This window comes from Shinella fusca, from assembly GCF_014203155.1.
GTDB lineage: Bacteria > Pseudomonadota > Alphaproteobacteria > Rhizobiales > Rhizobiaceae > Shinella > Shinella fusca.
The window spans coordinates 1-23,965 of record NZ_JACHIK010000029.1 but is presented as its reverse complement, the minus strand read 5'-3'; the positions used below and the strand labels follow the sequence as shown (position 1 = coordinate 23,965).

Annotated in this window: 23 protein-coding genes and 1 tRNA gene; 8 read left to right on the top strand and 16 right to left on the bottom strand. The window is 67.0% G+C overall.

Features of this window, described 5'->3' with window-relative positions; translation table 11 throughout:
• Positions 1–106 precede the first annotated feature (106 nt).
• The 6 genes from HNQ66_RS22855 (at position 107) to ppdK (ending at position 8,181) form a co-directional block, all read left to right on the top strand.
• A complete protein-coding gene (locus tag HNQ66_RS22855; protein WP_184147128.1) occupies positions 107–922 on the top strand; it encodes a DsbA family protein in 816 nt (271 codons plus the stop codon).
• Between the two features lie 219 nt (positions 923–1,141).
• Positions 1,142–4,606, top strand: coding sequence for a chromosome segregation SMC family protein (locus HNQ66_RS22850; RefSeq protein WP_184147126.1), 3,465 nt, complete (start codon positions 1,142–1,144; stop codon positions 4,604–4,606).
• 38 nt (positions 4,607–4,644) lie between these two features.
• A complete protein-coding gene (locus tag HNQ66_RS22845; RefSeq protein WP_184147124.1) occupies positions 4,645–4,908 on the top strand; it encodes a BrnT family toxin in 264 nt (87 codons plus the stop codon).
• Positions 4,895–5,110 (top strand): type II toxin-antitoxin system BrnA family antitoxin, encoded by a 216-nt coding sequence (brnA, locus tag HNQ66_RS22840; RefSeq protein ID WP_184147122.1) that lies wholly within the window; start codon positions 4,895–4,897, stop codon positions 5,108–5,110. Before HNQ66_RS22845 ends, brnA begins: the two co-directional genes overlap by 14 nt.
• Before the next feature lie 74 nt (positions 5,111–5,184).
• Positions 5,185–5,331, top strand: a complete 147-nt coding sequence (locus HNQ66_RS22835; protein ID WP_184147120.1) for a hypothetical protein — start codon at positions 5,185–5,187, stop codon at positions 5,329–5,331.
• Positions 5,332–5,511: 180 nt separating this feature from the next.
• On the top strand, positions 5,512–8,181 hold the full coding sequence (gene ppdK / locus HNQ66_RS22830; protein ID WP_184147118.1) for a pyruvate, phosphate dikinase: 2,670 nt from the start codon (positions 5,512–5,514) through the stop codon (positions 8,179–8,181).
• 9 nt (positions 8,182–8,190) lie between these two features.
• Here the strand turns inward: ppdK and HNQ66_RS22825 are convergent, their stop codons facing one another.
• Entirely contained in the window at positions 8,191–8,454 is a 264-nt protein-coding gene (locus HNQ66_RS22825) for a hypothetical protein (RefSeq protein WP_184147148.1), read from the bottom strand.
• A gap of 62 nt (positions 8,455–8,516) precedes the next feature.
• Positions 8,517–8,897: a hypothetical protein gene (locus tag HNQ66_RS22820; protein ID WP_184147116.1), complete on the bottom strand. Its 381-nt coding sequence runs from the start codon at positions 8,895–8,897 to the stop codon at positions 8,517–8,519.
• A 365-nt stretch (positions 8,898–9,262) separates the two neighbouring features.
• Between HNQ66_RS22820 and HNQ66_RS22815 the strand changes: the two genes are divergently transcribed.
• A complete protein-coding gene (locus tag HNQ66_RS22815) occupies positions 9,263–10,168 on the top strand; it encodes a DUF1499 domain-containing protein (protein WP_184147146.1) in 906 nt (301 codons plus the stop codon).
• A 48-nt stretch (positions 10,169–10,216) separates the two neighbouring features.
• On the opposite strand, the gene HNQ66_RS22810 is transcribed toward HNQ66_RS22815, so the two are convergent.
• The 14 genes from HNQ66_RS22810 to betI all read right to left on the bottom strand — a co-directional run bounded on the left by HNQ66_RS22810 (position 10,217) and on the right by betI (position 23,064).
• Positions 10,217–11,152, bottom strand: a complete 936-nt coding sequence (locus tag HNQ66_RS22810; RefSeq protein ID WP_184147114.1) for an MBL fold metallo-hydrolase — start codon at positions 11,150–11,152, stop codon at positions 10,217–10,219.
• An 8-nt stretch (positions 11,153–11,160) separates the two neighbouring features.
• Positions 11,161–11,457 carry a cupin domain-containing protein gene (locus HNQ66_RS22805; RefSeq protein WP_184147111.1) on the bottom strand — a complete coding sequence of 99 codons (297 nt, stop codon included), beginning with the start codon at positions 11,455–11,457 and terminating at the stop codon, positions 11,161–11,163.
• Between the two features lie 93 nt (positions 11,458–11,550).
• On the bottom strand, positions 11,551–12,297 hold the full coding sequence (locus HNQ66_RS22800) for a class I SAM-dependent methyltransferase (RefSeq protein ID WP_184147110.1): 747 nt from the start codon (positions 12,295–12,297) through the stop codon (positions 11,551–11,553).
• Positions 12,298–12,367: 70 nt separating this feature from the next.
• A complete protein-coding gene (locus tag HNQ66_RS22795) occupies positions 12,368–12,709 on the bottom strand; it encodes a hypothetical protein (RefSeq protein ID WP_184147108.1) in 342 nt (113 codons plus the stop codon).
• 220 nt (positions 12,710–12,929) lie between these two features.
• Positions 12,930–13,006 (bottom strand) — tRNA-Pro (locus HNQ66_RS22790).
• 401 nt (positions 13,007–13,407) lie between these two features.
• Positions 13,408–14,889, bottom strand: coding sequence for a sulfate adenylyltransferase subunit CysN (gene cysN, locus HNQ66_RS22785; RefSeq protein WP_184147106.1), 1,482 nt, complete (start codon positions 14,887–14,889; stop codon positions 13,408–13,410).
• Position 14,890: 1 nt separating this feature from the next.
• Positions 14,891–15,844 (bottom strand): sulfate adenylyltransferase subunit CysD, encoded by a 954-nt coding sequence (cysD, locus tag HNQ66_RS22780; protein WP_184147104.1) that lies wholly within the window; start codon positions 15,842–15,844, stop codon positions 14,891–14,893.
• Between the two features lie 47 nt (positions 15,845–15,891).
• Positions 15,892–16,644: a phosphoadenylyl-sulfate reductase gene (locus tag HNQ66_RS22775; RefSeq protein WP_184147102.1), complete on the bottom strand. Its 753-nt coding sequence runs from the start codon at positions 16,642–16,644 to the stop codon at positions 15,892–15,894.
• Between the two features lie 187 nt (positions 16,645–16,831).
• Positions 16,832–17,146, bottom strand: a complete 315-nt coding sequence (locus HNQ66_RS22770) for a BrnA antitoxin family protein (protein ID WP_184147100.1) — start codon at positions 17,144–17,146, stop codon at positions 16,832–16,834.
• The gene (locus tag HNQ66_RS22765) at positions 17,125–17,406 is read right to left on the bottom strand and encodes a BrnT family toxin (protein ID WP_184147098.1); all 282 of its coding nucleotides are present in this window, start codon (positions 17,404–17,406) and stop codon (positions 17,125–17,127) included. The genes HNQ66_RS22770 and HNQ66_RS22765 overlap by 22 nt, the downstream gene beginning before the upstream one ends.
• Before the next feature lie 34 nt (positions 17,407–17,440).
• On the bottom strand, positions 17,441–19,093 hold the full coding sequence (gene betA / locus HNQ66_RS22760) for a choline dehydrogenase (RefSeq protein WP_184147096.1): 1,653 nt from the start codon (positions 19,091–19,093) through the stop codon (positions 17,441–17,443).
• A gap of 201 nt (positions 19,094–19,294) precedes the next feature.
• Positions 19,295–20,758 carry a betaine-aldehyde dehydrogenase gene (betB, locus tag HNQ66_RS22755; protein ID WP_184147094.1) on the bottom strand — a complete coding sequence of 488 codons (1,464 nt, stop codon included), beginning with the start codon at positions 20,756–20,758 and terminating at the stop codon, positions 19,295–19,297.
• A 1-nt stretch (position 20,759) separates the two neighbouring features.
• Entirely contained in the window at positions 20,760–22,289 is a 1,530-nt protein-coding gene (gene betC / locus HNQ66_RS22750; protein ID WP_184147092.1) for a choline-sulfatase, read from the bottom strand.
• A gap of 178 nt (positions 22,290–22,467) precedes the next feature.
• Positions 22,468–23,064: a transcriptional regulator BetI gene (betI, locus tag HNQ66_RS22745; protein WP_184147090.1), complete on the bottom strand. Its 597-nt coding sequence runs from the start codon at positions 23,062–23,064 to the stop codon at positions 22,468–22,470.
• A 153-nt stretch (positions 23,065–23,217) separates the two neighbouring features.
• On the opposite strand from betI, the gene HNQ66_RS22740 reads away from it, so the two are divergent.
• Positions 23,218–23,766, top strand: a complete 549-nt coding sequence (locus tag HNQ66_RS22740) for an HdeD family acid-resistance protein (RefSeq protein WP_184147088.1) — start codon at positions 23,218–23,220, stop codon at positions 23,764–23,766.
• Positions 23,767–23,965 lie beyond the last annotated feature (199 nt).

The window sequence follows — 23,965 nt, the reverse complement described above, 5'->3', positions numbered from 1 at the left end:
GTCACAATTCTTTGAAGTTACTCGCAGCGACGCCGCTTGTTCCCGCCCGAAAGCAGGTATAACGGGGATCGCGACAGAATTCCCATCCCTTCCGACAGGAGAGACCATGTCCCTTTCCGAAATGAGCCTGATGAAGCGCCTCTTCTCCGGCGTCGCCGTCGCGGCGTTCGCCGTGACGCTGGCTGCATGCAGCGACGAGAAGAAGGAGACCGCCAAGGCTCCCGAGACCAGCCAGACGACGACCGGCGAAAGCGCAAGCTCGACGCCGGCGACCTCTTCGGGCACCGCCACCTCCAGCGAGACGACCGCCGCCACGCCGTCCGCCGCCGCCGAGGTGCCCGCCGCCGAGGGCGACGTGGACATGGCCGAGGTGCTGAAGCCCGGCGCGCTGCCGGACATGGCGCTCGGCGAGGCGAACGCGCCGGTCACCATCGTCGAATACATGTCGACGACCTGCCCGCATTGCGCGGCCTTCCACAACAACACCTTCGACGCCATCAAGGCGAAGTATGTGGATAGCGGCAAGGTGCGCTTCATCGTACGCGAATTCCCGTTCGATCCGCGCGCTGCCGCCGCCTTCATGCTGGCGCGCTGCAACCCGCAGGACCCCTCCAAGCTCGCGGAAGCCGCGCAGTATTTCCCGATGCTCTCCATGCTGATGAAGCAGCAGGAGACCTGGGCCGCCGCCCAGGACGGCCGCGAGGCGCTGATGCAGATGTCGAAGCTTGCCGGTTTTACCGAGGAAACTTTCAAGGCCTGCTTGACGAACCAGAAACTTCTGGATGATGTGAACGCGGTCCGCGAACGCGGTGCCAAGGAATTCGGTGTCGCTGCGACCCCGACCTTCCTCATCAACGGCCAGCGCTACTCGGGAGACATGTCGGTTGACACCATGTCGGCCCTCATCGACAGCAAGCTCTGATCCTTCGACCGGATTTTCGGCGGGCGACGGCGGAAGCCGTGCGCCCGCTTTTTGTTTGACTGTAGTGGGTCGGGTTCACCCCTCTCTGCCCTGCCGGGCATCTCCCCCACAAGGAGGGAGATCGGCTTGGAGCAAGGCGGTTCCACGATTCAATCTCCCCCCCTGTGGGGGAGATGCCCGGCAGGGCAGAGGGGGGTATCCCGCCCCCAAGGCTGCCGCATGAAATTCACCAAGCTCCGCCTCCTCGGCTTCAAGTCCTTCGTCGAGCCCACCGAATTCGTCATCGAGCGGGGCCTGACCGGTGTCGTCGGGCCGAACGGCTGCGGCAAGTCGAACCTCGTCGAGGCGCTGCGCTGGGTGATGGGGGAGAACTCCTACAAGAACATGCGCGCGTCCGGCATGGACGACGTCATCTTCTCCGGCTCCGGCAACCGCCCGGCGAGGAACACCGCCGAAGTTGGCCTCTACCTCGACAATTCCGACCGCACCGCGCCCGCCGCCTTCAACGATGCCGACGAGATCCAGGTGACGCGCCGCATCGAGCGCGAGAACGGCTCGATCTACCGCATCAACGGCAAGGAGGCGCGGGCCAAGGACGTGCAGCTCCTCTTCGCCGACGCCTCCACCGGTGCCCGCTCGCCATCGATGGTCGGGCAGGGGCGCATCGGCGAGCTCATCCAGGCAAAGCCGCAGGCCCGCCGCCAGCTTCTGGAAGAGGCGGCCGGCATTTCCGGCCTTCATTCCCGCCGCCACGAGGCGGAGCTGCGCCTGCGCGCGGCCGAAACCAATCTCGAACGGCTCGACGATGTCACCTCGCAGCTCGAGAGCCAGATCGAGAGCCTGAAGCGCCAGTCGCGGCAGGCCAACCGCTTCAAGGCGCTCTCCGCCGATATCCGCCGCCACGAGGCGATGCTGCTGCACATCCGCTGGGTGCAGGCGAAGGAGGCCGAGGGCGAGGCGGAAAGCCAGCTCAACCAGGCGACCTCGCTCGTCGCCGAGCGCGCGAACGCGCAGATGCAGGCCGCGAAGGACCAGGCCGTCGCCAGCCTCAAGCTGCCGGAGCTGCGCGAGAACGAAGCCAAGCTCGCCGCCGTCCTCCAGCGCCTCCAGATCGCTCGCGCGCAGCTGGAGGAAGACTCTGCCCGGCTCTTGCGCCGCCGCGACGAGCTCGCCCGCCGCATGACCCAGCTTGCCGAGGACATTTCCCGCGAGGAGCGCATGGTGGCCGACAATGCCGCCGTGCTGGAACGGCTGACAACGGAGGAAGAGGAGATCGGCGACATCCTCGCCGAGGCCGACGAGCGTGCCGAGGGCGCGCGCGAGACGATGGACGCGGCCGCCGCGAAGCTCGCCGAAAGCGAAGCCGCGCTTGCCGCCGTCACTGCCGAGCGCGCAGAGGCGCAGGCCGTCCGCAACCAACTCGAAAAGGCGATCCGCGATCTTGCCGAACGGCATCTGCGCCTCGGCCAGCAGCGCGACGCGCAGGCCCGCGAACTGGAGGAGATGGACGCCCGCATCGCCGCGCTTCCGGACCCGGAAGAGCGCCGTGCCGCCGTGCAATCCGCCGAGGAGGCGCTGGAGGCGGCTGGCGAGATGCTCGTCGCCGTCGAGGAGGCGCTGGAGGAAGCCCGCTTCAACGAATCCACCCTGCGCGGCCCGGTCGACACGGCCCGCGCGCGCCTTGCCGGCATCGAGACGGAAGCGCGCACCATCCGCCGCATGCTGGAGGCCGGCAGCGCCGGCGGCGCCTTCGCGCCGGTGGTCGAGGAGGTGGAGGTCGACCGCGGCTACGAGACCGCGCTTGGCGCGGCGCTCGGCGACGATCTCGATTCGCCGGCCGACCCGGCCGCGCCCGTGCATTGGCGCCTTGCTGGCGACAGCGCGGACGATGCGGCCCTGCCGCCCGGCATTCCGGCGTTGATCGCCCACGTCCGGGCGCCGAAAGTGCTGCATCGCCGGCTCGCGCAGATCGGCATCGCCGGGAGCGCCGAGGCGGCGCTATCGCTTCTGCCGGCGCTGAAGCCCGGCCAGCGGCTCGTCACGCGCGAAGGCGCCGTCTTCCGCTGGGACGGCCACGTCACCGGCGCCGATGCGCCGAGCGCCGCCGCCCTGCGGCTCGAACAGAAGAACCGCCTCGCCGAACTCGAAACCGAGCTGGAAGACGCCCGCGCCGCTCTTGCCGATACCGAGGCCGACCTTGCCCGCGCCGGAGAGACGATCCGCGCCGAGACGCAGCGCCAGCAGGCCGCGCGCGAAGCGCAGCGGAATGCGGCCCGCACGCTTGCCGAGGCCCGCGAGGCGCTGGAAGCGGCCGAGCGCGCCGCCGGCGACCTCATCCGCCGCCGCGCCGTGCTCTCCGAGACGCGCGCGCAGATCGAGGCGCAGGTGGAAGAAGCCGCAGAATCGCTGGAGGATGCCCGCGCCGCGCTGGAAGACGCGCCGGACCTCGCCGATCTCGAAATGCGCCTTCGCACGCACACGATGGAGGTCGCGACCGACCGCGCGACCCTCGCCGAGGCCCGCGCCGCCCATGACGGCCTCGCCCGCGAAATGGCCGAGCGCCGCCGCCGGCTGATGGCGATTTCCGCCGAGCGCGAGACGTGGAAGAGCCGCGCCGCCAATGCCGAGAGCCATATTGCGACGCTTCGCGAGCGCGAGGCCGAAGCCGGCGAGGAGATGGAAGAGCTTGCCGAGGCACCGGACGAGATCGAGGAGAAGCGCCGTGAGCTCCTGACCGGCCTTTCCAATGCCGAGGCCGCGCGCCGCGAGGCCGCCGATGCGCTCCAGGAGGCGGAGAACCGCCAGCGCGAGGCCGACCGTAGCGCCGCCACCGCCCTTTCGCAGCTTGCCGAATCCCGCGAGACGCGCGGGCGCGCCGAAGAGCGCCTCGTCTCCGCCCGCGAGCGCCGCGTCGAGGGCGAGGCGCGCATCCGCGAGGCGCTGTCCTGCGCCCCGCACGAGGCGTTGCGGCTGACGGGCCATCCCGTCGATGCGCCGCTGCCCGATCCACGCGAGCGCGAACGCGAGCTCGACCGGCTGAAGATCGAGCGCGAGCGCCTCGGCGCGGTGAACCTGCGCGCCGAGGAGGAACAGAAAGAGCTGACGGAAAAGCTCGATGCCCTCGTCGCCGAGCGTGAGGATATCATCGAGGCGATCCGCAAGCTGCGCTCGGCGATCCAGAGCCTCAACCGCGAGGGCCGCGAGCGGCTGCTGGCCGCCTTCGACGTCGTCAACGTGCAGTTCCAGCGCCTCTTCACCCATCTCTTCGGCGGCGGCACGGCGGAGCTGCAACTGATCGAGAGCGACGATCCGCTCGATGCCGGCCTCGAAATCCTCGCCCGCCCGCCCGGCAAGAAGCCGCAGACCATGACGCTGCTTTCGGGCGGCGAGCAGGCTCTGACGGCCATGGCGCTGATCTTCGCCGTCTTCCTCACCAATCCCGCGCCGATCTGCGTTTTGGACGAGGTGGACGCGCCGCTCGACGACCACAATGTCGAGCGCTACTGCAACCTGATGGACGAGATGGCCGCCTCCACCGAGACCCGCTTCGTCATCATCACCCACAACCCCATCACCATGGCCCGCATGAACCGCCTCTTCGGCGTCACCATGGCCGAGCAGGGCGTCTCGCAACTCGTCTCCGTCGACCTGCAGACGGCGGAACAGCTGCGCGAGGCCTCCTGATGGATTGAAACGGTATAATTATTATACTATTTTTATCCATGAGCTTTGGGTATGACCCCGAGAAAAGCAGGTCGAACAAGGCCAAACACGGCATTGATTTCGATGAAGCACAGGCGCTCTGGCGAGACGAACGCCTCATCGAAGCGCCTGCGCGTACGGATGACGAGCCGCGTTATCTCGCCATCGGCATGATCGACGGGCGGCATTGGGCGGCTGTTTGCGTTCGCCGAGGGGCCAGCGTGCGCATCATTTCCGTCAGGCGGGCGCGCGAACAGGAGATAGACTATTATGAAGGCGACTGATTTCGAGACCAAGTTCGACACGGGCGACGATGTCGCTGGCGATGTCGATTGGAGCAAGGCCCGCCGTCCGAACATGGAGATGCGCAGGGTCAATGTCGATTTCCCCGCATGGGTGGTGGAAGGGCTCGACCGGCAGGCCAGCCGGCTCGGCGTAACGCGGCAGTCCCTCATCAAGATGTGGATCGCCGAAAAGCTTGGCTGACGGAACAAAACGCCCCCTTGCGCATTGAGGAGCGCCTGCCCTGCCGCGGGCGCTTGTGCAATCGGGGATGAAACGTGAGCAGAAACGCACTTTACATGATCATCGGCGCCCTCATCGTCGTGGTGGCCGGGTTTTCCTATTATGCCTACCAGCAGGAGAAGAAGCCGGACGGCGTCGAGATCCGGTTGGACAAGCAGGGGCTTTCCGTTCAGGAGAACTGAGCCGCCAGGCTCGATCGCAAGCCGTGTTCCCGGCCGGGAGCGCGGCTTTTCCCTGTGCAGCTTCCATGATGTTGCGTTGCCGTCGTAATTTTGCCGCAACGCAACAAAATCCTGTCGCCCTCGCGTTTTCAAAGAACCGGAGTTCCTGTAGATTGCAGGGGCGCATTTGGGGAGGCGTCGATGGACAAGTGGGTCTACACCTTTGGGGACGGCCGTGCGGAGGGGGGCGCGGGCGATCGCAACCTTCTCGGCGGCAAGGGCGCGAACCTTGCCGAGATGTGCAATCTCGGCCTGCCGGTGCCGCCCGGGCTCACCATCGCCACCTCCGCCTGCACCTATTACTATGAGAACGGCCGCAAGCTGCCGCCGGGCCTGAAGGACGAGGTCCGCGCCGGGCTCCGCCACATGGAGGCCATTACCGGCCGCACCTTCGGCGATACGGCAAAGCCGCTGCTCCTCTCCGTCCGCTCCGGCGCGCGCGCCTCCATGCCCGGCATGATGGACACGGTGCTGAACCTCGGCCTCAACGACCGGACGGTCGAAGCCCTCGGCCACGATGCGGGCGATGCGCGCTTTGCCTGGGACAGCTACCGCCGCTTCATCCAGATGTACGGCGACGTCGTCATGGGCCTCGACCACGAGGTCTTCGAGGAGATCCTGGAGGACGAGAAGGGCCGGCTCGGCCACGAGCAGGATACCGAGCTCTCCGCCGTCGAATGGCAGCACGTCATCGCCCGCTACAAGGAGGTGATCCGCGAGGAGCTGGACGAGGAGTTCCCGCAGGATCCGGAAGTCCAGCTCTGGGGCGCCATCGGCGCCGTCTTCGCAAGCTGGATGAACGCCCGCGCCGTCACCTACCGCACGCTGCACAATATCCCCGCGATCTGGGGCACGGCGGTCAACGTGCAGGCCATGGTCTTCGGCAATCTCGGCAATTCGTCCGCCACGGGCGTCGCCTTCACGCGCAATCCCTCGACCGGCGAGAACAAGCTCTACGGCGAATTCCTCGTCAACGCGCAGGGCGAGGACGTCGTCGCCGGCATCCGCACGCCGCAGAACATCACGGAGGAGGCGCGCATCGCCTCGGGCTCCGACCGGCCGTCGCTGGAAAAGCTGATGCCGGAGGCCTTCGCCGCCTTCCGCGAGATCTGCGACCGGCTGGAGCGGCACTACCGCGACATGCAGGACCTCGAATTCACCATCGAGCGCGGCAAGCTCTGGATGCTGCAGACCCGCTCGGGCAAGCGCACGGCCAAGGCCGCGCTGAAGATCGCCGTCGACATGGCGACCGAAGGCCTCATCAGCGAGGGCGAGGCCGTGGCGCGCATCGATCCCGCCTCGCTCGACCAGCTCCTTCACCCAACCATCGACCCGCAGGCCCGCCGCGACGTTATCGGCTCCGGCCTGCCGGCCTCGCCGGGGGCGGCCACGGGCGAGATCGTCTTCACCTCAGAGGATGCCGTCCATGCCGAGGAGGAGGGCCGCAAGGTCATCCTGGTGCGCATCGAGACAAGCCCTGAGGACATCCACGGCATGCACGCCGCCGAAGGCATCCTGACGACCCGCGGCGGCATGACGAGCCATGCGGCCGTCGTCGCGCGCGGCATGGGCACGCCTTGCGTTTCCGGTGCCGGCACGCTGCGCGTCGACCTGCGCAACGAATTGCTGATCGCCCATGGCGTGACGCTGAGGAAGGGCGACGTCATCACCATCGACGGCTCCTCCGGCCAGGTGCTGAAGGGCAGGTTCCCCATGCTCCAGCCGGAGCTTTCCGGCGATTTCGGCCGCATCATGGAATGGGCGGATCGCACGCGCCGCATGAAGGTCCGCACCAATGCCGAGACGCCGGCGGATGCCCGTGCGGCCCGCTCCTTCGGCGCGGAGGGCATCGGCCTTTGCCGCACCGAGCACATGTTCTTCGAGGGCAGCCGCATCAATGTGATGCGCGAGATGATCCTCGCCGAGGACGAGGCCGGCCGTAGAGCCGCGCTGGCAAAACTGCTTCCCATGCAGCGCTCGGATTTCGCCGAGCTCTTCGAGATCATGCACGGCCTGCCGGTGACGATCCGCCTGCTCGACCCGCCGCTGCACGAGTTCCTGCCGAAGAGCGACGAGGAGATCGCCGAGGTGGCGGGTGCGCTTGCCATCGACGAGGCGGTGCTGCGCCGCCGGGTCGAGACGCTGCACGAGTTCAACCCCATGCTCGGCCATCGCGGTTGCCGGCTTGCCATCTCCTATCCGGAGATCGCGGAAATGCAGGCGCGCGCCATCTTCGAGGCGGCGGCGGACGCGGCAAGGAAGACCGGCGCGGCCGTCGTGCCGGAGGTCATGGTGCCGCTCGTCGGCCTCAAGGAGGAGCTGGATTACGTCAAGGCGCGCATCGAGGGCGTCGCAAAAGCGGTGATCGCCGAGAGCGGCATTCCCATCGACTATCTCGTCGGCACGATGATCGAGCTGCCGCGCGCGGCCCTTCGCGCCCATGTCATCGCCGAATCGGCCGAATTCTTCTCCTTCGGCACCAACGACCTGACGCAGACGACCTTCGGCATCTCGCGCGACGACGCCTCCGCGTTCCTGTCGACCTACATCCAGAAGGGCATCGTCGAGCGCGACCCGTTCGTGCAGCTCGATTTCGACGGGGTGGGGGAGCTCATCCGCATCGCCGCCGAGCGCGGCCGGCGCACGCGCAGCGACCTGAAGCTCGGCATCTGCGGCGAGCACGGCGGCGACCCGGCCTCCATCCATTTCTGCGAGGATGCCGGGCTCGACTATGTCTCCTGCTCGCCCTTCCGCGTGCCGATCGCAAGGCTCGCCGCCGCGCAGGCCGCCTTCAACGGCGGCAAGGCGTAAAGCGCCGCCTCAGTGGCGGTGGTGATGCCGGTGCTCGTGCACCACGACGACCGGCGGCATGAAGAGCGCGTCGCGGCTCGCCTCGCGCAGGCTCATGCGGCGGTCGATGTCGATGCGCTGCAGGCATTCGGCGAAGGCATCGGTGCGCGGGCGGAAACCGTAGGAGATACAGCGGTTCTCGTCCGCCGCGCGCATCTCCTCCGCCGTCTGGCAGCCGGCGAGGAGAAGAAGGGTGGCGGCAAGGGCGGCCGCTCTGGCAATGGGCTTGGACATGGAAGCTCCCGGGGATGCGTTATACCGGGCAGATAGGCCTGCCGGGGCACCTCGGCAAGGCCTCAGATGCGCTGGAGGACGTCGACGAAGGCCTCGGCGAAGCGCTTGAGGTCGGCGGTCCTCTCGTCGGGGTTCTCCACGCGGATCGCTGCGCCTTCCGCATCGAGCAGGGCGAAGACCACCTTCAGCGCGCCGTCCTCGCCCTTCGGCACGCGAAGCGCCGCGATGCGCTGGCAATCTTCTGCAAGGCCGGAAGCCGGCAGCTCGAAGAGGAAGTCGCCGCCAAGCCGGTCGGCCGACGCGCGCACGGCCGTGGCGAAGGCCTCCGCGCCGCCGGCAAAGCCGTCGAGCGAGAGTTCGAGTTCCAGAAGTTCGAGGGGAAGGGAAGGCTCGCCCGTGGGCGTGGCGAGAGGGGTGTCGGCGGAAGCCTGCGTCGGCAACATCGTCTTCTCCTGTTCTCCCCCGTACCTCGCAAAATTCGTTAACGAGCGTGGCAAATTTACGGCACGCCGCAAAAGCCGTTCCCGCGAGCGCAAGGGCAATCGCATGTGAAGGCCCTCTCTGCCTGCCGGCATCTCCCCCACAAGGGGGGAGAACGCTAGACGACTGCTTTTCCCTTCAATTTTCACGCGGAGAGTGCCGCACTGTAAGTCCCTCCCCCTTGTGGGGAGGGGTTGGGGAGGGGCCTTCAAGCCATGGCGATTGCCGGCAGGCAGAGGGGGTCTTCTTGCCGATGGAAAAAACCGTCGCCCTGCGCTAGGAAACGATGGCGGCAGCGGCGCCGCGCGCATCCGGTGAGGCCATGGCGATCACGATCCAGTACGAACGGCCCGTTTCCCATGCGGCCCATTGGGCGCGCCGCCTGGCGCTCCTGTCCTGCCTGCTCTTCGTTGCCGTCGTGCTCTCCCACCGCTTCGGCCCGCTGACGACGCCGCATTTCCTCGTGCTTGCCGGCTTTGCCGCGGCCATGGCCGCGCTCGCCGTGCTGCTTGCCGTCATCGGCCTTGCGCGCCTCTGGCAGGTCGGTGCGCGCGGCGGCAAGGCCTCGTTCATGGCGCTGCTTCTCTCGCTGCTGCCGCTCGGCACGGCGGGGGCCGCCGCCTATTCCTATCTCTACAAGCCCGCGCTCTACGACGTGACGACGGATACGGCCGCCCCGCCGCCCTGGCTTGCCGAGCCGCACGCCGCGCAGGATTTCCTGTCGCGCGCCGGCACGGTGACGGCGGAGGACCGGGCGAAGCAGATGGAGGCCTATCCGGGCCTTTCCGGCCGGCGCTACGAAGGTGCGCTCGACCGCGTCTACCAGGGCGTGCGCAATGTCGCGACCGCCTACGGCATCCAGATCGTCGCCGAGGACGGGCTCGACAACATCCTCGCCGATCTCGAGGACCTCGTCATCGATCCGAACAAGGCGGCCAAGGGCGTCGACGCGCTCGGCGACGTGCCGATCCCCGAGGCGCGTCCGCTGGAAACGCCGCTGGTGCCGCATGTCGGCGGGTCGGGGGATGTGCTGCTGCAGGGCGAATGGCGCTCGCCCGTCTTCGGCTTCCGCTTCGACGTGGTCATTCGCCTGCGCGAAGAGGCGGAAACCACGCTGGTCGACATGCGCGCCGCCTCGCGCTACGGGCCGCACGACCTCGGCATGGGCGCCGATCTCGTGGAAGGCTACCTGAAGGCGCTCGACGCCGAACTGCTCGGCATCGCCGGCGACTGATCGCCCGGCATTGCCGGCAAGGGATCACCCGGCATTGCCGGCGCAGGATCAAAGCCCCGGAGCGGGGAAATAAAGCCCGTTCAGCGAAGGCGGTCCTTCCGTCACCACCTCGCCGCGCCCGACGAGATCCTCCAGATGCGCCAGCACGGAGAGCGCCGCCGCTCCATGCAGGCGCGGGTCGGTATCGCGGTAGATCGCCTTGACCATGTCGGCGATCAGCCGGTCGCCGGCGCGGATGCGCTCGCGGACCGCCCGCTCGCGCATGCGCCGGTGGGTGCGCAGCCCCCGCAGGAACGAGGCGGGCTCCGTCACCGGCCCGCCATGGCCGGGAAGGTAGATGCGGTCCTCGCGCGCCAGCAGCGTTTCCAGTGAGGCCATGTAGTCCGCCATGGCCCCGTCCGGCGGGGCGACGATGGTCGTCGCCCAGGCCATGACATGGTCGGCGGAAAAGAGGATGCCCTCCGGCCCGTCGAGCGCGAAGGCGGCATGGTTCGCGGTGTGGCCGGGCGTCAGCAGCGCCGTCAGCGCCCAGCCGTCGCCCTCCACCCTGTCGCCGTGGGAAAGCGCGATGTCCGGCACGAAATCCGTGTCGGCGCTCTCGGCGAAGGGATTGGCCTCGCCGGCATGGAGCGGGCGTGCCGCCCGGTGCGGGCCTTCGGCGATGACGACCGCCCCGGTCTCGGCCTTCAGCCGGCGGGCAAGCGGGGAATGGTCGCGGTGCGTATGGCTGACGGCGATGTGCGTCACCTCGCGCCCGGCAAGCGCGGCCATCAGCGCCCGGAAATGCGCCTCGTCCTGCGGCCCCGGATCGATCACCGCCACCGAGCGGTCGCCGACGATGTAGCTGTTCGTGCCGTGGAAGGTGAAGGGGCCGGGATTGTTGACGGTGATGCGCTGCACCCGCGGCGCCACCGGCACCGCCTCGCCATGGGCCGGGCGGAAGGCGAGGTCGAAATGCGGGCTTTCCTCTTTGTCGTCGCTCACGGGCAGGGTCACTTGTACTCGATCTCGATGAAGCTCATGGGCGCATCGCCGCCGTTGACGACATTGTGCGCCACGCCCGCCTCGCGCCGGTAGACGGCGCCGGCCGCGGTGAACACGCGCCGCTCGCCCGTCTCCTCCTCGATGAGGAAGTGGCAATCGGTCATCGGCACCACGACATAGCCGAGCCCGTGCACATGATGGCCCGTATCGGCCCCCGGCTCGAAATCCCAGCGCGTGACGCGCACCATGGCGTCGTCGAGGAGCAGGGTGGGCACGGCCGGCGGCCGGGCGCGGAACTGGGACATGGCGGCTCCTCGAAGCGGGCTGCCCGGGAAGGCGGGCATCGGCCGAACCCTATCTTCCCGCCGCCCGCCTGCCAAGGCGGACCTGAAGCATCGTCAGGCGAGCGTGCCGAGGGGAATGAGCTCGCCGGCGCCGGGATGCCAGGCATTGCCCTGCCAGTCGCCGAGCCAGCGCTCGGTGCGAAGGCCGGCTTCGGCGATCAGCGATTCCAGTTCCTCCCTGGCCGGAAAGGCGATGCGGGAGGTGGCGGAGAGGCGTTTGCCGGTGGCGCGGATCTCGTAATGCGTCTCGTAGGTGACGATGCCGGTCGCAGGATCGAGGGCGGCGTCGTTCCAGGCGGAGACGGCGCCGAAGCGGGGATGGTCGACCGTCCGCATCGAGGCCTCCGGCCCCCACTCCTCCCATTCCCGGCAGGCGGGGTTACGGCTGTCGAAGACGAAGCGGCCGCCGGGCGCAAGATGCGCCGCGATGGTGGCGAGCACCGCGCGCCGGTCGTCCTTCGTCAGGAACACCTGGAAGGCATGGCCGGTGAGGAGGACGAGATCGAAGCGCCGGCCGAGCCGGAGGCTGCGCGCATCCCCCTCGACGAAGCCGACGCCGTCCGCGCCCGGCTTGGCGCGGGCGATTGCCAGCATGGCGGGCGCGGGATCGACGCCCGTGACCGTGCGGCCGGACGAGAGCGCCACGGCAAGCTCCCCGGTGCCGCAGCCGAGGTCCAGCACGCTCGCCGCGCCGTCCGCCAGCGCCCGGCAGAAGGCGAAATCCGGCGAGCGTTCCCAGCCGTTCTCCAGGTCGTAGAAATCGGCAAGGTCCGGATCGTGGTAGAGGCGGTCTTCGTCCATGCGTTCCTCCGGGAAGGAAAAGGGCCGCGTGTTGCCGCGCGGCCCCGGATCGGTTCGATGCCGGCCGGCGTTACTTCGCGTCGGCGGCGTCGAGGACCTTTTCGCAATGCGAGGGGCCGCCCTTCGGATCGACGCGGTCGCCGATGGCGCGGATATTGTTGATCTTGTAGCCGTCGTTGACCGTCAGCTCGACGGTGCAGGACTTGCCCTTCACGAAGCCGCCGCGCCACTTGTAGAGCGTCGTGCCGCCGGCGCCGGCCGTATCGGACAGCGGCGGGCCGTAGGCCGCGAAGAAGGCGCCGGCGGCCTTGCCGTTCCAGCGGGCCTGCAGCGGGTTGGACGCGATGGTCGCCGTGGTGCAGCCGGCGAGGGCAAGGCCAAAGCCTGCCAGGATTGCGATGCGGGATTTCATGTGTGCCATTTCCTCGGACTCCGTGCGGTCCCGCGAGTCGGGCCGCAGCCTCGTTTCCCGCCATAGCGCAGCGCACGCAAAAGGAAAATCGCCCCCGCCCCAACTTTGCCGTCCTCCCCGCACAACGCGCAAGGACCGTGCGGAATTGCAACAGTACCGCGTGCCGCGGGAAGAATGAAACCGGGTTGCGGAAAGGGGAAAAGCCGGGAAACTTTTCGGCTGGTCGGAGTGGAGTGATTCGAACACTCGACCCCCACGTCCCGAACGTGGTGCGCTACCAGACTGCGCTACACTCCGTGACCAGCGGGGGTTCGTATAGAACAGGCTTTCGGTTTCGACAAGCGCAAAATATCAAAAAAATTCGCAATGTTGGGGAAAGCGCCGCATGCCGCGGGATTTTTCTCGCAAGGCCGGAAATGCCGTGGCCGGGCGCGTCCGGCGGGGTGAAACGGCGCGGCAGGTCCTTGGTGCGGCAATGCCGTTTCCGGCGCCCGATGGAACAATTTTCCTGCCCGCGCATTTTCCGCCCGACCAATGAGGAAAGGAAACTTACATGGCTCGGGCTTTGATTCTCTGGTTGATGGGCGTACCGCTCTTTCTGGTGATCCTGATCTGGTATTTCTTCTTCTGAGACCGTCAGGAACGGCAAATGCAAAAGGGGCCTTTCGGCCCCTTTTTCGTGTCCGGATGCGCCCCGGCTATTCGTCGAGATCGGCCAGCAGCTCGGCCGCGCGGCCGGCGCTGGTGTGGCGCACATCGACGTCCTGGCGGCGGCTGGCGAAGGCCTCGCTCGCCATGATCTTGTCCGCAAGGTCGGCGGGAAGCGACAGGAGCACGCGCCGGTCGTCCTTGTGGATGCCGCCGATCTCCGAGCGGCGTCCGGTGATCATGCCGCCGGCCACCGTGTTGTTGGTGTCGGGATCGATCAGGATGAAGGCGCCTGTCGTGCGGTTCTGCTCGTAGGGATCGAAGATCGCCTGCTCGTCGAAGGTGAGATGCACCTTGCCGATGGCGTTCATGGCCAGCCGCTCGGCCGCATTCCACTTGGAGGTCGCAAGATCGAGCTGGCTGACGGGTTCCACCAGCACGCGCTGGCGGCGCGAGCCGCTCTTCAGCCAGTAGCGTTTGCCGGGCTCGATTCCGTCCGCCTGGAGGGCGACGAGCTGGGCGTCGAAGCCTCGCCCGGTCATCGGCTGGCTGTCGATGGCGACGATCATGTCGCCGCGCGAGACGTCCACCTGCCGGTCGAGCACCAGCGTGATGGCGTCGCCCGAAACGGCCGCGTTGCGCACGAGGTCGAAGGTGACGATCTTGGTGACGTTCGCCACCATGCCCGACGGCATCACCACGACGGAATCGCCCGGCTTCACCGAGCCGCCGGCGACCGTGCCCTGATAGCCGCGGAAGCTTTCGCCGGGGCGCGAGACGCGCTGCACCGGCAGGCGGAAGCCGACCGTCTGGCCGGCGCGGGTCGTCGCCTTCTCCAGCGTTTCCACCAGCGTCGGGCCGTCGTACCACGGCATGGCCTTGCTGCCGTCATAGACGACGTTCTCGCCCTTCAGCGCCGACATCGGGATGGCGGTGATCTGCTTGACGCCGAGGGTGAGGGCGAATTCGCGGAACTCGTGGGCGATCTGGTCGAACCGGGCGCGGTCGTAGCCCGTCAGGTCGATCTTGTTGACGGCGAGCACGAACTGGCGGATGCCCATCAGCGTGGCAATGGTGGCATGGCGGCGCGTCTGCTCCAGGATGCCGGCGCGCGCGTCGACGAGCAGCACGGCAAGGTCCGCCGTGGAGGCGCCGGTCGCCATGTTGCGGGTATATTGCTCGTGGCCGGGCGTGTCGGCGACGATGAAGGAGCGCCGGTCCGTCGAGAAATAGCGGTAGGCGACGTCGATGGTGATGCCCTGCTCGCGCTCGGCCTGCAGGCCGTCGAGGAGCAGCGCGAAGTCCGGCAGGCCGAGGTCGTTCTGCTTGCCGCTGTCGCGGTGGAGCGTTGCGGCCTGGTCTTCCTTGACGGCCTTGGTGTCCCACAGCAGGCGGCCGATCAGCGTCGACTTGCCGTCGTCCACCGAGCCGCAGGTGATGAGGCGAAGGGGGCGGGAATCGCGGATCGCGCGTGCCTGTTCGACGGCGGCCTGTTCGACCGGCAGCGCGGTCGCGGTTGCGGAAACGGTCATCTCAGAAATACCCTTCGCGTTTCTTCTTTTCCATGGAGCCGGACTGGTCGCGGTCGATGGCGCGGCCCTGGCGTTCGGAGACGGTGGCCGTCTCCAGCTCGGCGATGATGTCGTCGAGCGTCGTCGCATTGGAGCGGATGGCGCCGGTCAGCGGGAAGCAGCCGAGCGTGCGGAAGCGGATGACGCCTTCCTGCTTCACCTCGCCGGGCAGCAGTTCGAGGCGCGGGTCCTCGGCCATGATCATCATGCCGTCGCGCTCCACATAGGGGCGCTTCTGCGCGAAATAGAGCGGCACGATCGGGATGTCCTCGGCCTGGATGTAGCGCCAGATGTCGACCTCGGTCCAGTTGGAAAGCGGGAAGGCGCGCACGCTCTCGCCCTGGCGGATCATGCCGTTGTAGAGGTTCCACAGTTCCGGGCGCTGGTTGCGCGGGTCCCAGCGGTGGTCGGGCGTGCGGAAGGAGTAGATGCGCTCCTTGGCGCGGGAAGCCTCCTCGTCGCGGCGCGCGCCGCCGAAGGCCGCGTCGTACTTGCCGGCGTCGAGCGCCTGACGCAGCGCCTCGGTCTTCATGATGTCGGTATAGCGCGAGGACCCGTGCGTGAAGGGGGTGACGTTTTCCGTCGCCCCGCGCGGGTTGACGTGCTCGATGAGGTCGAGATCGTATTCCTTCACGATGGCATCGCGGAAGGCGATCATCTCGGCGAACTTCCAGCCCGTGTTGACGTGCAGCAGCGGGAAGGGCACGCGGCCCGGATAGAAGGCCTTGCGCGCAAGGTGCAGCAGGACCGAGGAGTCCTTGCCGACGGAATAGAGCATCACGGGCCGCTCGAATTCGGCCGCGACCTCGCGGAAGATGTGGATCGCCTCGTTTTCCAGCGCCTTCAGATGCGGATCGAGCGGGGCTTTCTGCGTCGCGTTGGGCTTGGCTTCCGCCTCGTTGCGGATATCGGACATGGGATTTCTACTCCGGATGGGGCGCCTTGGGAGGGGCAGGGTGTCGGTCAGGCCGCGCTCGGGGCGGGAAGGGGGGAGGCGGCGGCCTCGGGAACGTGCAGGCCGCATTCGCGCTTCTCGTCGTTCTCCCACCACCAGCGGCCGGCGCGCTCGGGCTCGCCCGGCTTGATGGCGCGCGTGCAGGGCTCGCAGCCGATGGAAGGATAGCCGCGCGCATGCATCGGGTTCACGGGAACGGCGTTGTCGGCGACGTAAGCCTTGATGCGCTCGATGTCCCAGTCGGCGAGCGGGTTGACCTTGATGAGGTTGCGCTCGGCGTCGTATTCGGCAAAGGGCGTCTCGGCGCGGTTGCCGGACTGGCCGCGGCGAAGGCCGGTGATCCAGAAGGAGGCGCCTTCCAGCGCGCGGGCAAGCGGCTTCAGCTTGCGCACGCTGCAACAGGCATGGCGCGCCTCGACGCTCTCGTAGAAGCCGTTGAGGCCGTACTTTTCGGCGTAGGCATCGATATCGTCCTGAACGGGTGCGTAGCGGGCAATGGTGATGCCGTACTGGCCTTCCGTCTCGTCGATGAGCTCGACGGTTTCCTTGAAGAGCCGGCCGGTCTCCAGCGTCACGACGTCGACGGGCAGGCGCTCGGTGCCGATGGCGGCGGTGATGACCTGGTCCTCGATGCCGAGGCTGGTGGTGAAGACGGCGCGCCCGCCAAGCCCGGCCACGAGCGCGAGGCGCCCGGCAAGATCGAGGCCGGCGAGTTTGTCGTTCAGGGCCTCGGCGGTCCCGTTTCCGGTAAGAACAGTCATTCCGTTTCCAAGCCTTTGCGAGAAGTGCCCGGATTATCGCAGCCCGCGCCCCCGCGAGACAGCAAAACGGATTTCCAAAGCCTCGGGCCGGAGAGCAAATATCTCTCCATCTCGGCCCCCCGGCAGAAATCCTGCCGCGAAAGAAGGCTTTGAAATTACTCTATAAAAATAGTAGAAAATAGGGTGCCTACAGGCCGGCGGCCTTGCGCAACGCCTCGTTCATGCGGCCCTGCCAGCCCTTTCCGCTTGCCCGGAAACGGGCGATGACGTCTTCGTCGAGCCGGAGGGTGACCTGCTTTTTCGGATGTGCCAGCGACGGACGGCCGCGCGATTTGCGGTGTTCCTCCATGGCCTTGAAGAATTCCGGCGGAAGGACTTCTTTCGCCGGGCGCAGGCTCGCAAGTTCCTCGTCGGTCATTTCGGGAAAGTCGACGGCGTCCCAATCTTCCTTTGTATATCCCTCACCGGGCTGGAATGGCGTCAGCTTTGTGGTCTTGGCCATGGGAGCCTCCTTCTTTCCCTGTCGCTCGCCGGGCGGAAGCTGATGATCGAAACGGCTTCCCGGCCGAGAGTCATGAAGATCACGGCGGCCGTGCCGTCCCGGAAATAGCCGAGAGCCTTCAGGCGCCGCCGACCGGAAGCATCCGGCCTGGCATCCTCGACGACGGCATTCGCCCAGTCGAATTCGCCGATATCCGCGAAATCGAGGCGATGCTTTTGCAGGTTGGCCTGCCGCTTCGGTTCGTCCCAGACGATCTTCATGATTTAATGTAGTTACATTATTTCCGGCGTCAACCTACCGGTCGCTCACCATCGCCCGCGGGTTGACCCATGGCTCCTGGTTGGAGCGGGGGAGCGGCTGCCTGCCGAGGATATGGTCCGCCGCCTTCTCGCCGGTCATGATCGACGGGGCGTTGAGGTTGCCGTAGGTGACGTGCGGGAAGATCGACGAATCCGCGACGCGCAGGGCCTCGACGCCGATCACGCGGGTTTCGGGATCGACCACGGCCATCGGGTCGCTTGCCGCGCCCATGCGGCAGGTGCCGCAGGGGTGGTAGGCGCTTTCCAGATGCTCGCGCAGGAAGGCGTCGATCTCATCGTCGCTCTGCACTTTCTCGCCGGGCTGGATTTCCGGGCCGCGGAATTCGTCGAAGGCCTTCTGCCCGAAGATCTCGCGGGTGAGGCGCACGCAATGGCGGAACTTCACCCAGTCTTCCTCATGGCTCATGTAGTTGAAGCGGATCACCGGATCGGCCATCGGATCGGCCGAGCGGAGCGTCACGTTGCCGCGCGACTTCGACAGGTTGTAGCCGACATGCACCTGGAAGCCGTGGCTCTTCGCTGCCGCCTTGCCGTCGTAGGAGATGGCGACGGGCAGGAAATGGTACTGGATATCCGGCTGCTTCAAGCCGGCAGCCGAGCGCAGGAACGCGCAGGCCTCGAACTGGTTGGAGGCGCCGAGCCCGCCCTTGGAGAGCAGCCACTGCGCGCCCGCGACCCCCTGCCAGAACCACGGCAGCCAGGAATAGAGCGAGACCGGCTTGGTAGAAATCTGCTGGAAGTAGAATTCCATATGGTCCTGCAGGTTCGCGCCGACGCCCGGCCGGTCGACCTTCACCTCGATCCCCATGTCCTGGAGGTGCTGCGCCGGGCCGATGCCGGAGAGCATCAGCAGCTTCGGCGAGTTGAAGGAGGAGGCCGAGACGATCACCTCGCGGTTCGCCTTCACCACCTCGACGACGCCGTTCCGCTCGATCTCGACGCCGACCGCCCGGCCGTTCTCGATGACGATTTTCCGCGCGAAGCAGCGGACGAGGGAGACGTTCGGCCGCTTCATGGCGGGACGCAGATACGCGTTCGCCGCCGACCAGCGCCGGCCGTCGTGGATCGTCTGCTCCATCAGGCCGAAACCCTCCTGCTTGGAGCCGTTATAGTCGTCCGTCAGCTCGAAACCGGCCTGGCTGCCCGCCTGGATGAAGGCGTGGAAGAGCGGGTTCGTCACGGGGCCGCGCTGGACGTGCAGCGGCCCGTCCGTGCCGCGCCAGCCGGCTTCCCCGCCATGCGAGGTCTCCATGCGCTTGTAGTAGGGCAGCACGTCCGCATAGGCCCAGCCCTGCGCGCCGAGCTCTTCCCAGCGGTTGAAGTCCTCCGCGTGGCCGCGCACATAGACGAGCCCGTTGATGGAGGAGGAGCCGCCGATCACCTTGCCGCGCGGCGCGGTGATGCGCCGGTTGTTGAGGTTCGGCTCGGGCTCGGAGAGATAGCCCCAGTTGTAGCGCTTCATGCTCATCGGCCAGGCGAGCGCCGCCGGCATCTGGATGAACGGCCCGATATCCGACCCGCCATATTCCAGCACCATGACGGTATGCTTGCCGTCTTCCGAAAGCCGGTAGGCGATGGCCGAGCCGGCCGAGCCGGAGCCGACGATGATGTAGTCTGCGTTCTGCATGACCGTTTCTTTCCCTGGGTGGGGTTTGCCCCTCATCCGCCTGCCGGCACCTTCTCCCCGCAGGCGGGGAGAAGGGGGTGTGGCAAGCATTCATTCCAACCTGAACCGTCCTCATGGGCCGAAAACGACGCCTCCTGCCTCCTTCTCCCCGCTTGCGGGGAGAAGGTCGCGGCAGCGGGATGAGGGGCAATCCCGGTCATCTCAATACGGCGCCTCGACCTTGCCCATCGACACGTAGACCGTCTTCAGCTCCGAATAGTGCTCCAGCGCGGCGAGCGAGTTCTCCCGCCCGAAGCCGGATTGCTTGGAGCCGCCGAAGGGGATTTCCACGGGGGCGAGGTTGTAGGTGTTGATCCACAGCGTGCCGGCCTCCAGCCGGTCGACGACGCGGTGCGCGCGGGTGAGGTCGGACGTGAAGACGCCGCCGGAAAGGCCGAATTCCGTGGCGTTGCCGCGCTCGATCACCTCGTCCTCATGGTCGAAGTCGAGCACGCACATCACCGGCCCGAAGATCTCCTCGCGCGCGATGGTCATGCCGTCCGTGACGTCGGCAAAGACGGTCGGCTGGATGTAATAGCCTTCGCCCGAGACGGCGTTCGGAATGCCGCCGCCCGTCAGCAGCGTGGCGCCTTCCGCCTTGCCCTTCTCGATATAGTCGAGGACCTTGTCGCGCTGGGCTTTCGAGACCATCGGCCCGAGCTGCGTCGCCTCGTCCATCGGATCGCCGATCAGGATTTTTTCCGTCCGCTCTTTCAGGCGCGACAGGAACTTCTCCCTGATGCCCTTCTGCACGAAGACGCGCGTGCCGTTGGAGCAGACCTGCCCCGTCGAATAGAAGTTGCCGAGCATCGCCCCGCCGATGGCGCTTTCGAGATCGGCGTCGTCGAAGACGATGAGCGGCGACTTGCCGCCGAGCTCCATGGTGACATGCTTCAACTCGGAGGCGGCCGCCCCCGCCACCTTCCGGCCGGTCGGCACGGAGCCGGTGAGCGAGACCTTGGCGACGTCGGGATGGTTGACGAGCAGCGGCCCGGTCGTGCGGTCGCCCTGGATGACGTTGTAGAGCCCCTTCGGCAGCCCGGCCTCATGCAGGATCTCCGCGATCTTAAGCGCGCCGAGCGGGGTGTTTTCCGAGGGCTTGAACACCATGGCATTGCCGCAGACGAGCGCCGGTGCGCCCTTCCAGCAGGCGATCTGCTGCGGATAGTTCCATGCGCCGATGCCGACGCAGACCCCGAGCGGCACGCGCTTGGTAAAGGCGAAATCTGCCCCGAGCGGAATATAGTCGCCGTTGAGCCCCGCCGCCGCGATACCGCCGAAGAACTCGAAGGCGTCCGCCCCCGATGTCGGGTCGGCGACGATGGTTTCCTGGATCGGTTTTCCCGTGTCGAGCGTCTCCAGCTCGGAGAGTTCCCAGTTCCGCTCGCGCATGATCTCGGCGGCGCGCTTGAGGACGCGGCCCCGTGCGGTGGGGCTTATCGCTGCCCATTCCTTCTGCGCGCGTTTTGCCGAGGCGACGGCCTTTTCCACGATGGCGGGCGTTGCGGCATGGAGGCGCGCGATCACCTCGCCGGTGGCGGGATAGACGCTGTCGAACGGCGTGCCGGCGGTGTCCTCGACGTATTCGCCGTCGATGAAGTGCGAGGCTTTCGGTTGGGCTCTCATCTCATTCTCCCCGCGGATAGCGTTTGGATTCCTCGAGATTGTCGAGGTTCATGTGGTTGCGCATGTAGCGTTCGGAGGCCTTCTGCAGCGGCTGGTGGTCCCAGGGATAATAGGCCCCGTTCCTCAGCGCCTCGTAGACCACCCAGCGCCGCGCCTGGCTCTCGCGCACGGCCGCGTCGAAGGCCGCCATGTCCCAGCGCGCCTCGCGCATCTGCCGGAAAGCCTCCAGCGTCGCCTTGACGACGGGGCTTTCGGAGGTCGCAAGGTTGACGAGTTCCAGCGGGTCGGCTTCGAGGTCGTAAAGCTGCTCCGGGTCGAGCTCGCAATGGACATATTTCCACTTGCCCTCGCGGATGCCGACGAGCGGCGCATAGGAGGCTTCCGCCGCATATTCCATCAGTACGGGCGTCGTGCGCTCCTGCCCGTTGATGACCGGCACGAGGCTTTCGCCGTCCGTCCAGGGCATCACCGCGTCCATGGAGATGCCGGCAAGGTCGCACAGCGTCGGCGTCACGTCGAGGTTGGAGGTGGGTGCAAGATGCAGGCCGGGCGCAACGCCCGGGCCGGCGATCATCAGCGGCACGCGGGCCGAGCCCTCGAAGAAGTTCATCTTGAACCACAGGCCCCGCTCGCCGAGCATGTCGCCATGGTCCGAGCAGAAGAAGATGAGCGTGTCGTCCAGCATGCGCGTGCGCGTCAGCGTGTCGACGAGTTCGCCCACCTTCTCGTCGAGATAGGAGATATTGGCGAAATAGGCCTGCCGCGAGCGGCGCACGTTTTCCTCGGTGATGGCGAAGGCGGCATAGTCGCAGGAATGGAGGATCCGGGCGGAATGCGGGTCCTGCTCCTCCAGCATGCCGACTTCGGGCATCAGGTGCTCGCAACCCTCATAGAGGTCCCAGAATTTCTTCCGCGCCACATAGGGGTCGTGCGGGTGGGTGAAGGAGACGGTGACGCACCAGGGGCGGCGGGCCGCGTCGTCGTTCTCGCGCGAGAGCTGGTAGAGCTTCTGGTTCGCGAGGAAGGCGACCTCGTCGTCATATTCCATCTGGTTGGTGATCTCGGCAACGCCTGCGCCCGTCACCGAGCCCATGTTGTGATACCACCAGTCGATCCGCTCGCCGGGCTTCCTGTAATCCGGCGTCCAGCCGAAATCGGCGGGGTAGATGTCCGTCGTCAGCCGCTCCTCGAAGCCGTGCAACTGGTCCGGACCAACGAAATGCATCTTGCCCGACAGCGCCGTGTAATAGCCGGCGCGGCGCAGGTGATGGGCGAAGGTCGGGATGGAGGAGACGTATTCGGCCGCGTTGTCATAGACCTGCGTGCGGCTCGGCAACTGCCCGGCCATGAAGGAGGCGCGGGCGGGGGCGCAGAGCGGCGAGGAGGTGTAGTTGTTGCGGAACCGCGCCGAGCGCGCCGCCAGCGCCTTCATGTGCGGCGCATGCAGGAAGTCCGCCGGCCCGTCCGGGAAGAACGTCCCGTTGAGCTGGTCGACCATGATGATCAGGATGTTCGGCTTTTCGGCGGTCACGGGAAAATCCTCGAAATGGCGGTGTCGGTATTTGGGGCGCTACCCCCCTCTGGCCTGCCGGCCATCTCCCCCACAAGGGGGGAGATCGAATCGTGGCACTGCTTTGCCTCTAGCCAATCTCCCCCCTTGTGGGGGAGATGCCCGGCAGGGCAGAGGGGGGTGTCGTCGCAGGAAAAGATCATCCCACCTCCACCCCGCAGGCCCGAAGCTGCGCGTCCACATAGCTCTCCGTCAGCGCGATGGAGGACTCGATGCTGACGGGCGCCGAGCGCAGGCCCTGCCGCAGGTAAAGCCCGTCGATCATCGCCGCTGCGCCATCGGCGATGGCGGAGGCCTCTTGCGCCGGGCAGAGCCGCTTGAGGTTCGACAGGAGATTGGAGTTGAGCCGCCGCGCATAGACGACGAGCAGGCGCCGCACCGCCTCCGAGCGCTGCGCCTCCGTATAGAAGGCGAGCCACGCCGCCACCGTCTCCGGCGCGAACTGGTGCGCCTGGAAATTGACGCGGATGAGCGCCGAAAGTTTTTCGCGCGGGGTTGCGGCCTCGTTCAGCGCCGCCACCGCATCCTCGCGCAGCGTGCGCAGGAGGCTGCGGATCGTCTCGATGACGAGCTGTTCCTTGGAGCCGAAATAGTGGTGCGCCAGGGCAGGGGAGACGCCGGCATGGCGGGCGATCTCCGACATGGTCACGGTCAGCGAGCCGTGGTCGCCGACCGCCCTCAGCGTCGCGTCCACCAGCGCCTTGCGGCGCACCGGCTCCATTCCAACCTTCGGCATGTGGTTCCCCTGATTTTGGGCAAGCGTATTTTTAATTGAGCGATCAATCAATAAAAATCTTCGATGCGGAAACGTGCCGAAACGGACTGTCGCGTCCGGCCCGTATTTCGTGCTAGCCTGCCCTTGTTTCCGTTCGTCTTTTCGAGGTGAATCATGGTCCTCTCCCCTGGAATGAACCCCCTCTCGGAAGTCCGCGCCAAATGGGGCTGGTTCGTCGCCCTCGGCGTCGTCCTGCTTCTGTTCGGCGGCATCGCCGCGGCCAACCTGTTTTTGGCGACGGTCGCCTCGGTCTATTATGTCGGCATGCTGATGATCGTCGGCGGCGCCGTCCATCTCGTCCATGCCTTCCAGGTCAAGGCCTGGCGGGAGACGATCGCCTGGGCGCTGAGCGCGCTGCTCTACCTCGCCGCCGGCGTGCTCGCCTTCGTCAACCCGGTGCTGACCTCGGCGGTGCTGACGCTGCTGATGGCCTGCGCGCTGCTGGTCGCCGGCGTCTTCCGTATCTTCGCCGCCTGGCGCGTGCGGCCGGAGAGCGGCTGGGGATGGCTCATGGCGGGCGGCATCGTCACGGCGCTCGCCGGCGTCGTCTTCATCCTCGGCTGGCCGGTCAACAGCCTGTGGCTTCTCGGCCTCTTCCTCGCCTTCGACCTCGCCATGCAGGGCTGGTCCCTCATCGCCTTCGGCCTTGCGCTGAAGAGGTAGGCGTCCCGGGCCGTCTGCCCCTCACCCTAACCCTCTCCCCGCAGGCGGGGAGAGGGGACGTGCCCGGCGAATGGGTATTGGTTGGGGAAGACACCACGGCATACCCCCTTCGCCCCGCTTGCGGGGAGAGCGACTGTCTTTGTGGTCAAGCGTTTTTCCATGGTTTACCGTCGCGGATGATTGCGTTGAGGATGGTGAG

Coding starts and splice junctions, on each gene's coding strand:
- cysD (WP_184147104.1), bottom strand. CDS start 15,844: ATGTCCGATATCCGCAACGAGGCGGAAGCCAAGCCCAACGCGACGCAG.
- ppdK (WP_184147118.1), top strand. CDS start 5,512: ATGGACAAGTGGGTCTACACCTTTGGGGACGGCCGTGCGGAGGGGGGC.
- HNQ66_RS22805 (WP_184147111.1), bottom strand. CDS start 11,457: ATGTCCCAGTTCCGCGCCCGGCCGCCGGCCGTGCCCACCCTGCTCCTC.
- HNQ66_RS22765 (WP_184147098.1), bottom strand. CDS start 17,406: ATGAAGATCGTCTGGGACGAACCGAAGCGGCAGGCCAACCTGCAAAAG.
- betI (WP_184147090.1), bottom strand. CDS start 23,064: ATGCCGAAGGTTGGAATGGAGCCGGTGCGCCGCAAGGCGCTGGTGGAC.
- betB (WP_184147094.1), bottom strand. CDS start 20,758: ATGAGAGCCCAACCGAAAGCCTCGCACTTCATCGACGGCGAATACGTC.
- brnA (WP_184147122.1), top strand. CDS start 4,895: ATGAAGGCGACTGATTTCGAGACCAAGTTCGACACGGGCGACGATGTC.
- cysN (WP_184147106.1), bottom strand. CDS start 14,889: ATGACCGTTTCCGCAACCGCGACCGCGCTGCCGGTCGAACAGGCCGCC.
- HNQ66_RS22855 (WP_184147128.1), top strand. CDS start 107: ATGTCCCTTTCCGAAATGAGCCTGATGAAGCGCCTCTTCTCCGGCGTC.
- HNQ66_RS22770 (WP_184147100.1), bottom strand. CDS start 17,146: ATGGCCAAGACCACAAAGCTGACGCCATTCCAGCCCGGTGAGGGATAT.
- betA (WP_184147096.1), bottom strand. CDS start 19,093: ATGCAGAACGCAGACTACATCATCGTCGGCTCCGGCTCGGCCGGCTCG.
- HNQ66_RS22850 (WP_184147126.1), top strand. CDS start 1,142: ATGAAATTCACCAAGCTCCGCCTCCTCGGCTTCAAGTCCTTCGTCGAG.
- HNQ66_RS22845 (WP_184147124.1), top strand. CDS start 4,645: ATGAGCTTTGGGTATGACCCCGAGAAAAGCAGGTCGAACAAGGCCAAA.
- HNQ66_RS22800 (WP_184147110.1), bottom strand. CDS start 12,297: ATGGACGAAGACCGCCTCTACCACGATCCGGACCTTGCCGATTTCTAC.
- HNQ66_RS22820 (WP_184147116.1), bottom strand. CDS start 8,897: ATGTTGCCGACGCAGGCTTCCGCCGACACCCCTCTCGCCACGCCCACG.
- HNQ66_RS22795 (WP_184147108.1), bottom strand. CDS start 12,709: ATGAAATCCCGCATCGCAATCCTGGCAGGCTTTGGCCTTGCCCTCGCC.
- HNQ66_RS22825 (WP_184147148.1), bottom strand. CDS start 8,454: ATGTCCAAGCCCATTGCCAGAGCGGCCGCCCTTGCCGCCACCCTTCTT.
- HNQ66_RS22775 (WP_184147102.1), bottom strand. CDS start 16,644: ATGACTGTTCTTACCGGAAACGGGACCGCCGAGGCCCTGAACGACAAA.
- HNQ66_RS22740 (WP_184147088.1), top strand. CDS start 23,218: ATGGTCCTCTCCCCTGGAATGAACCCCCTCTCGGAAGTCCGCGCCAAA.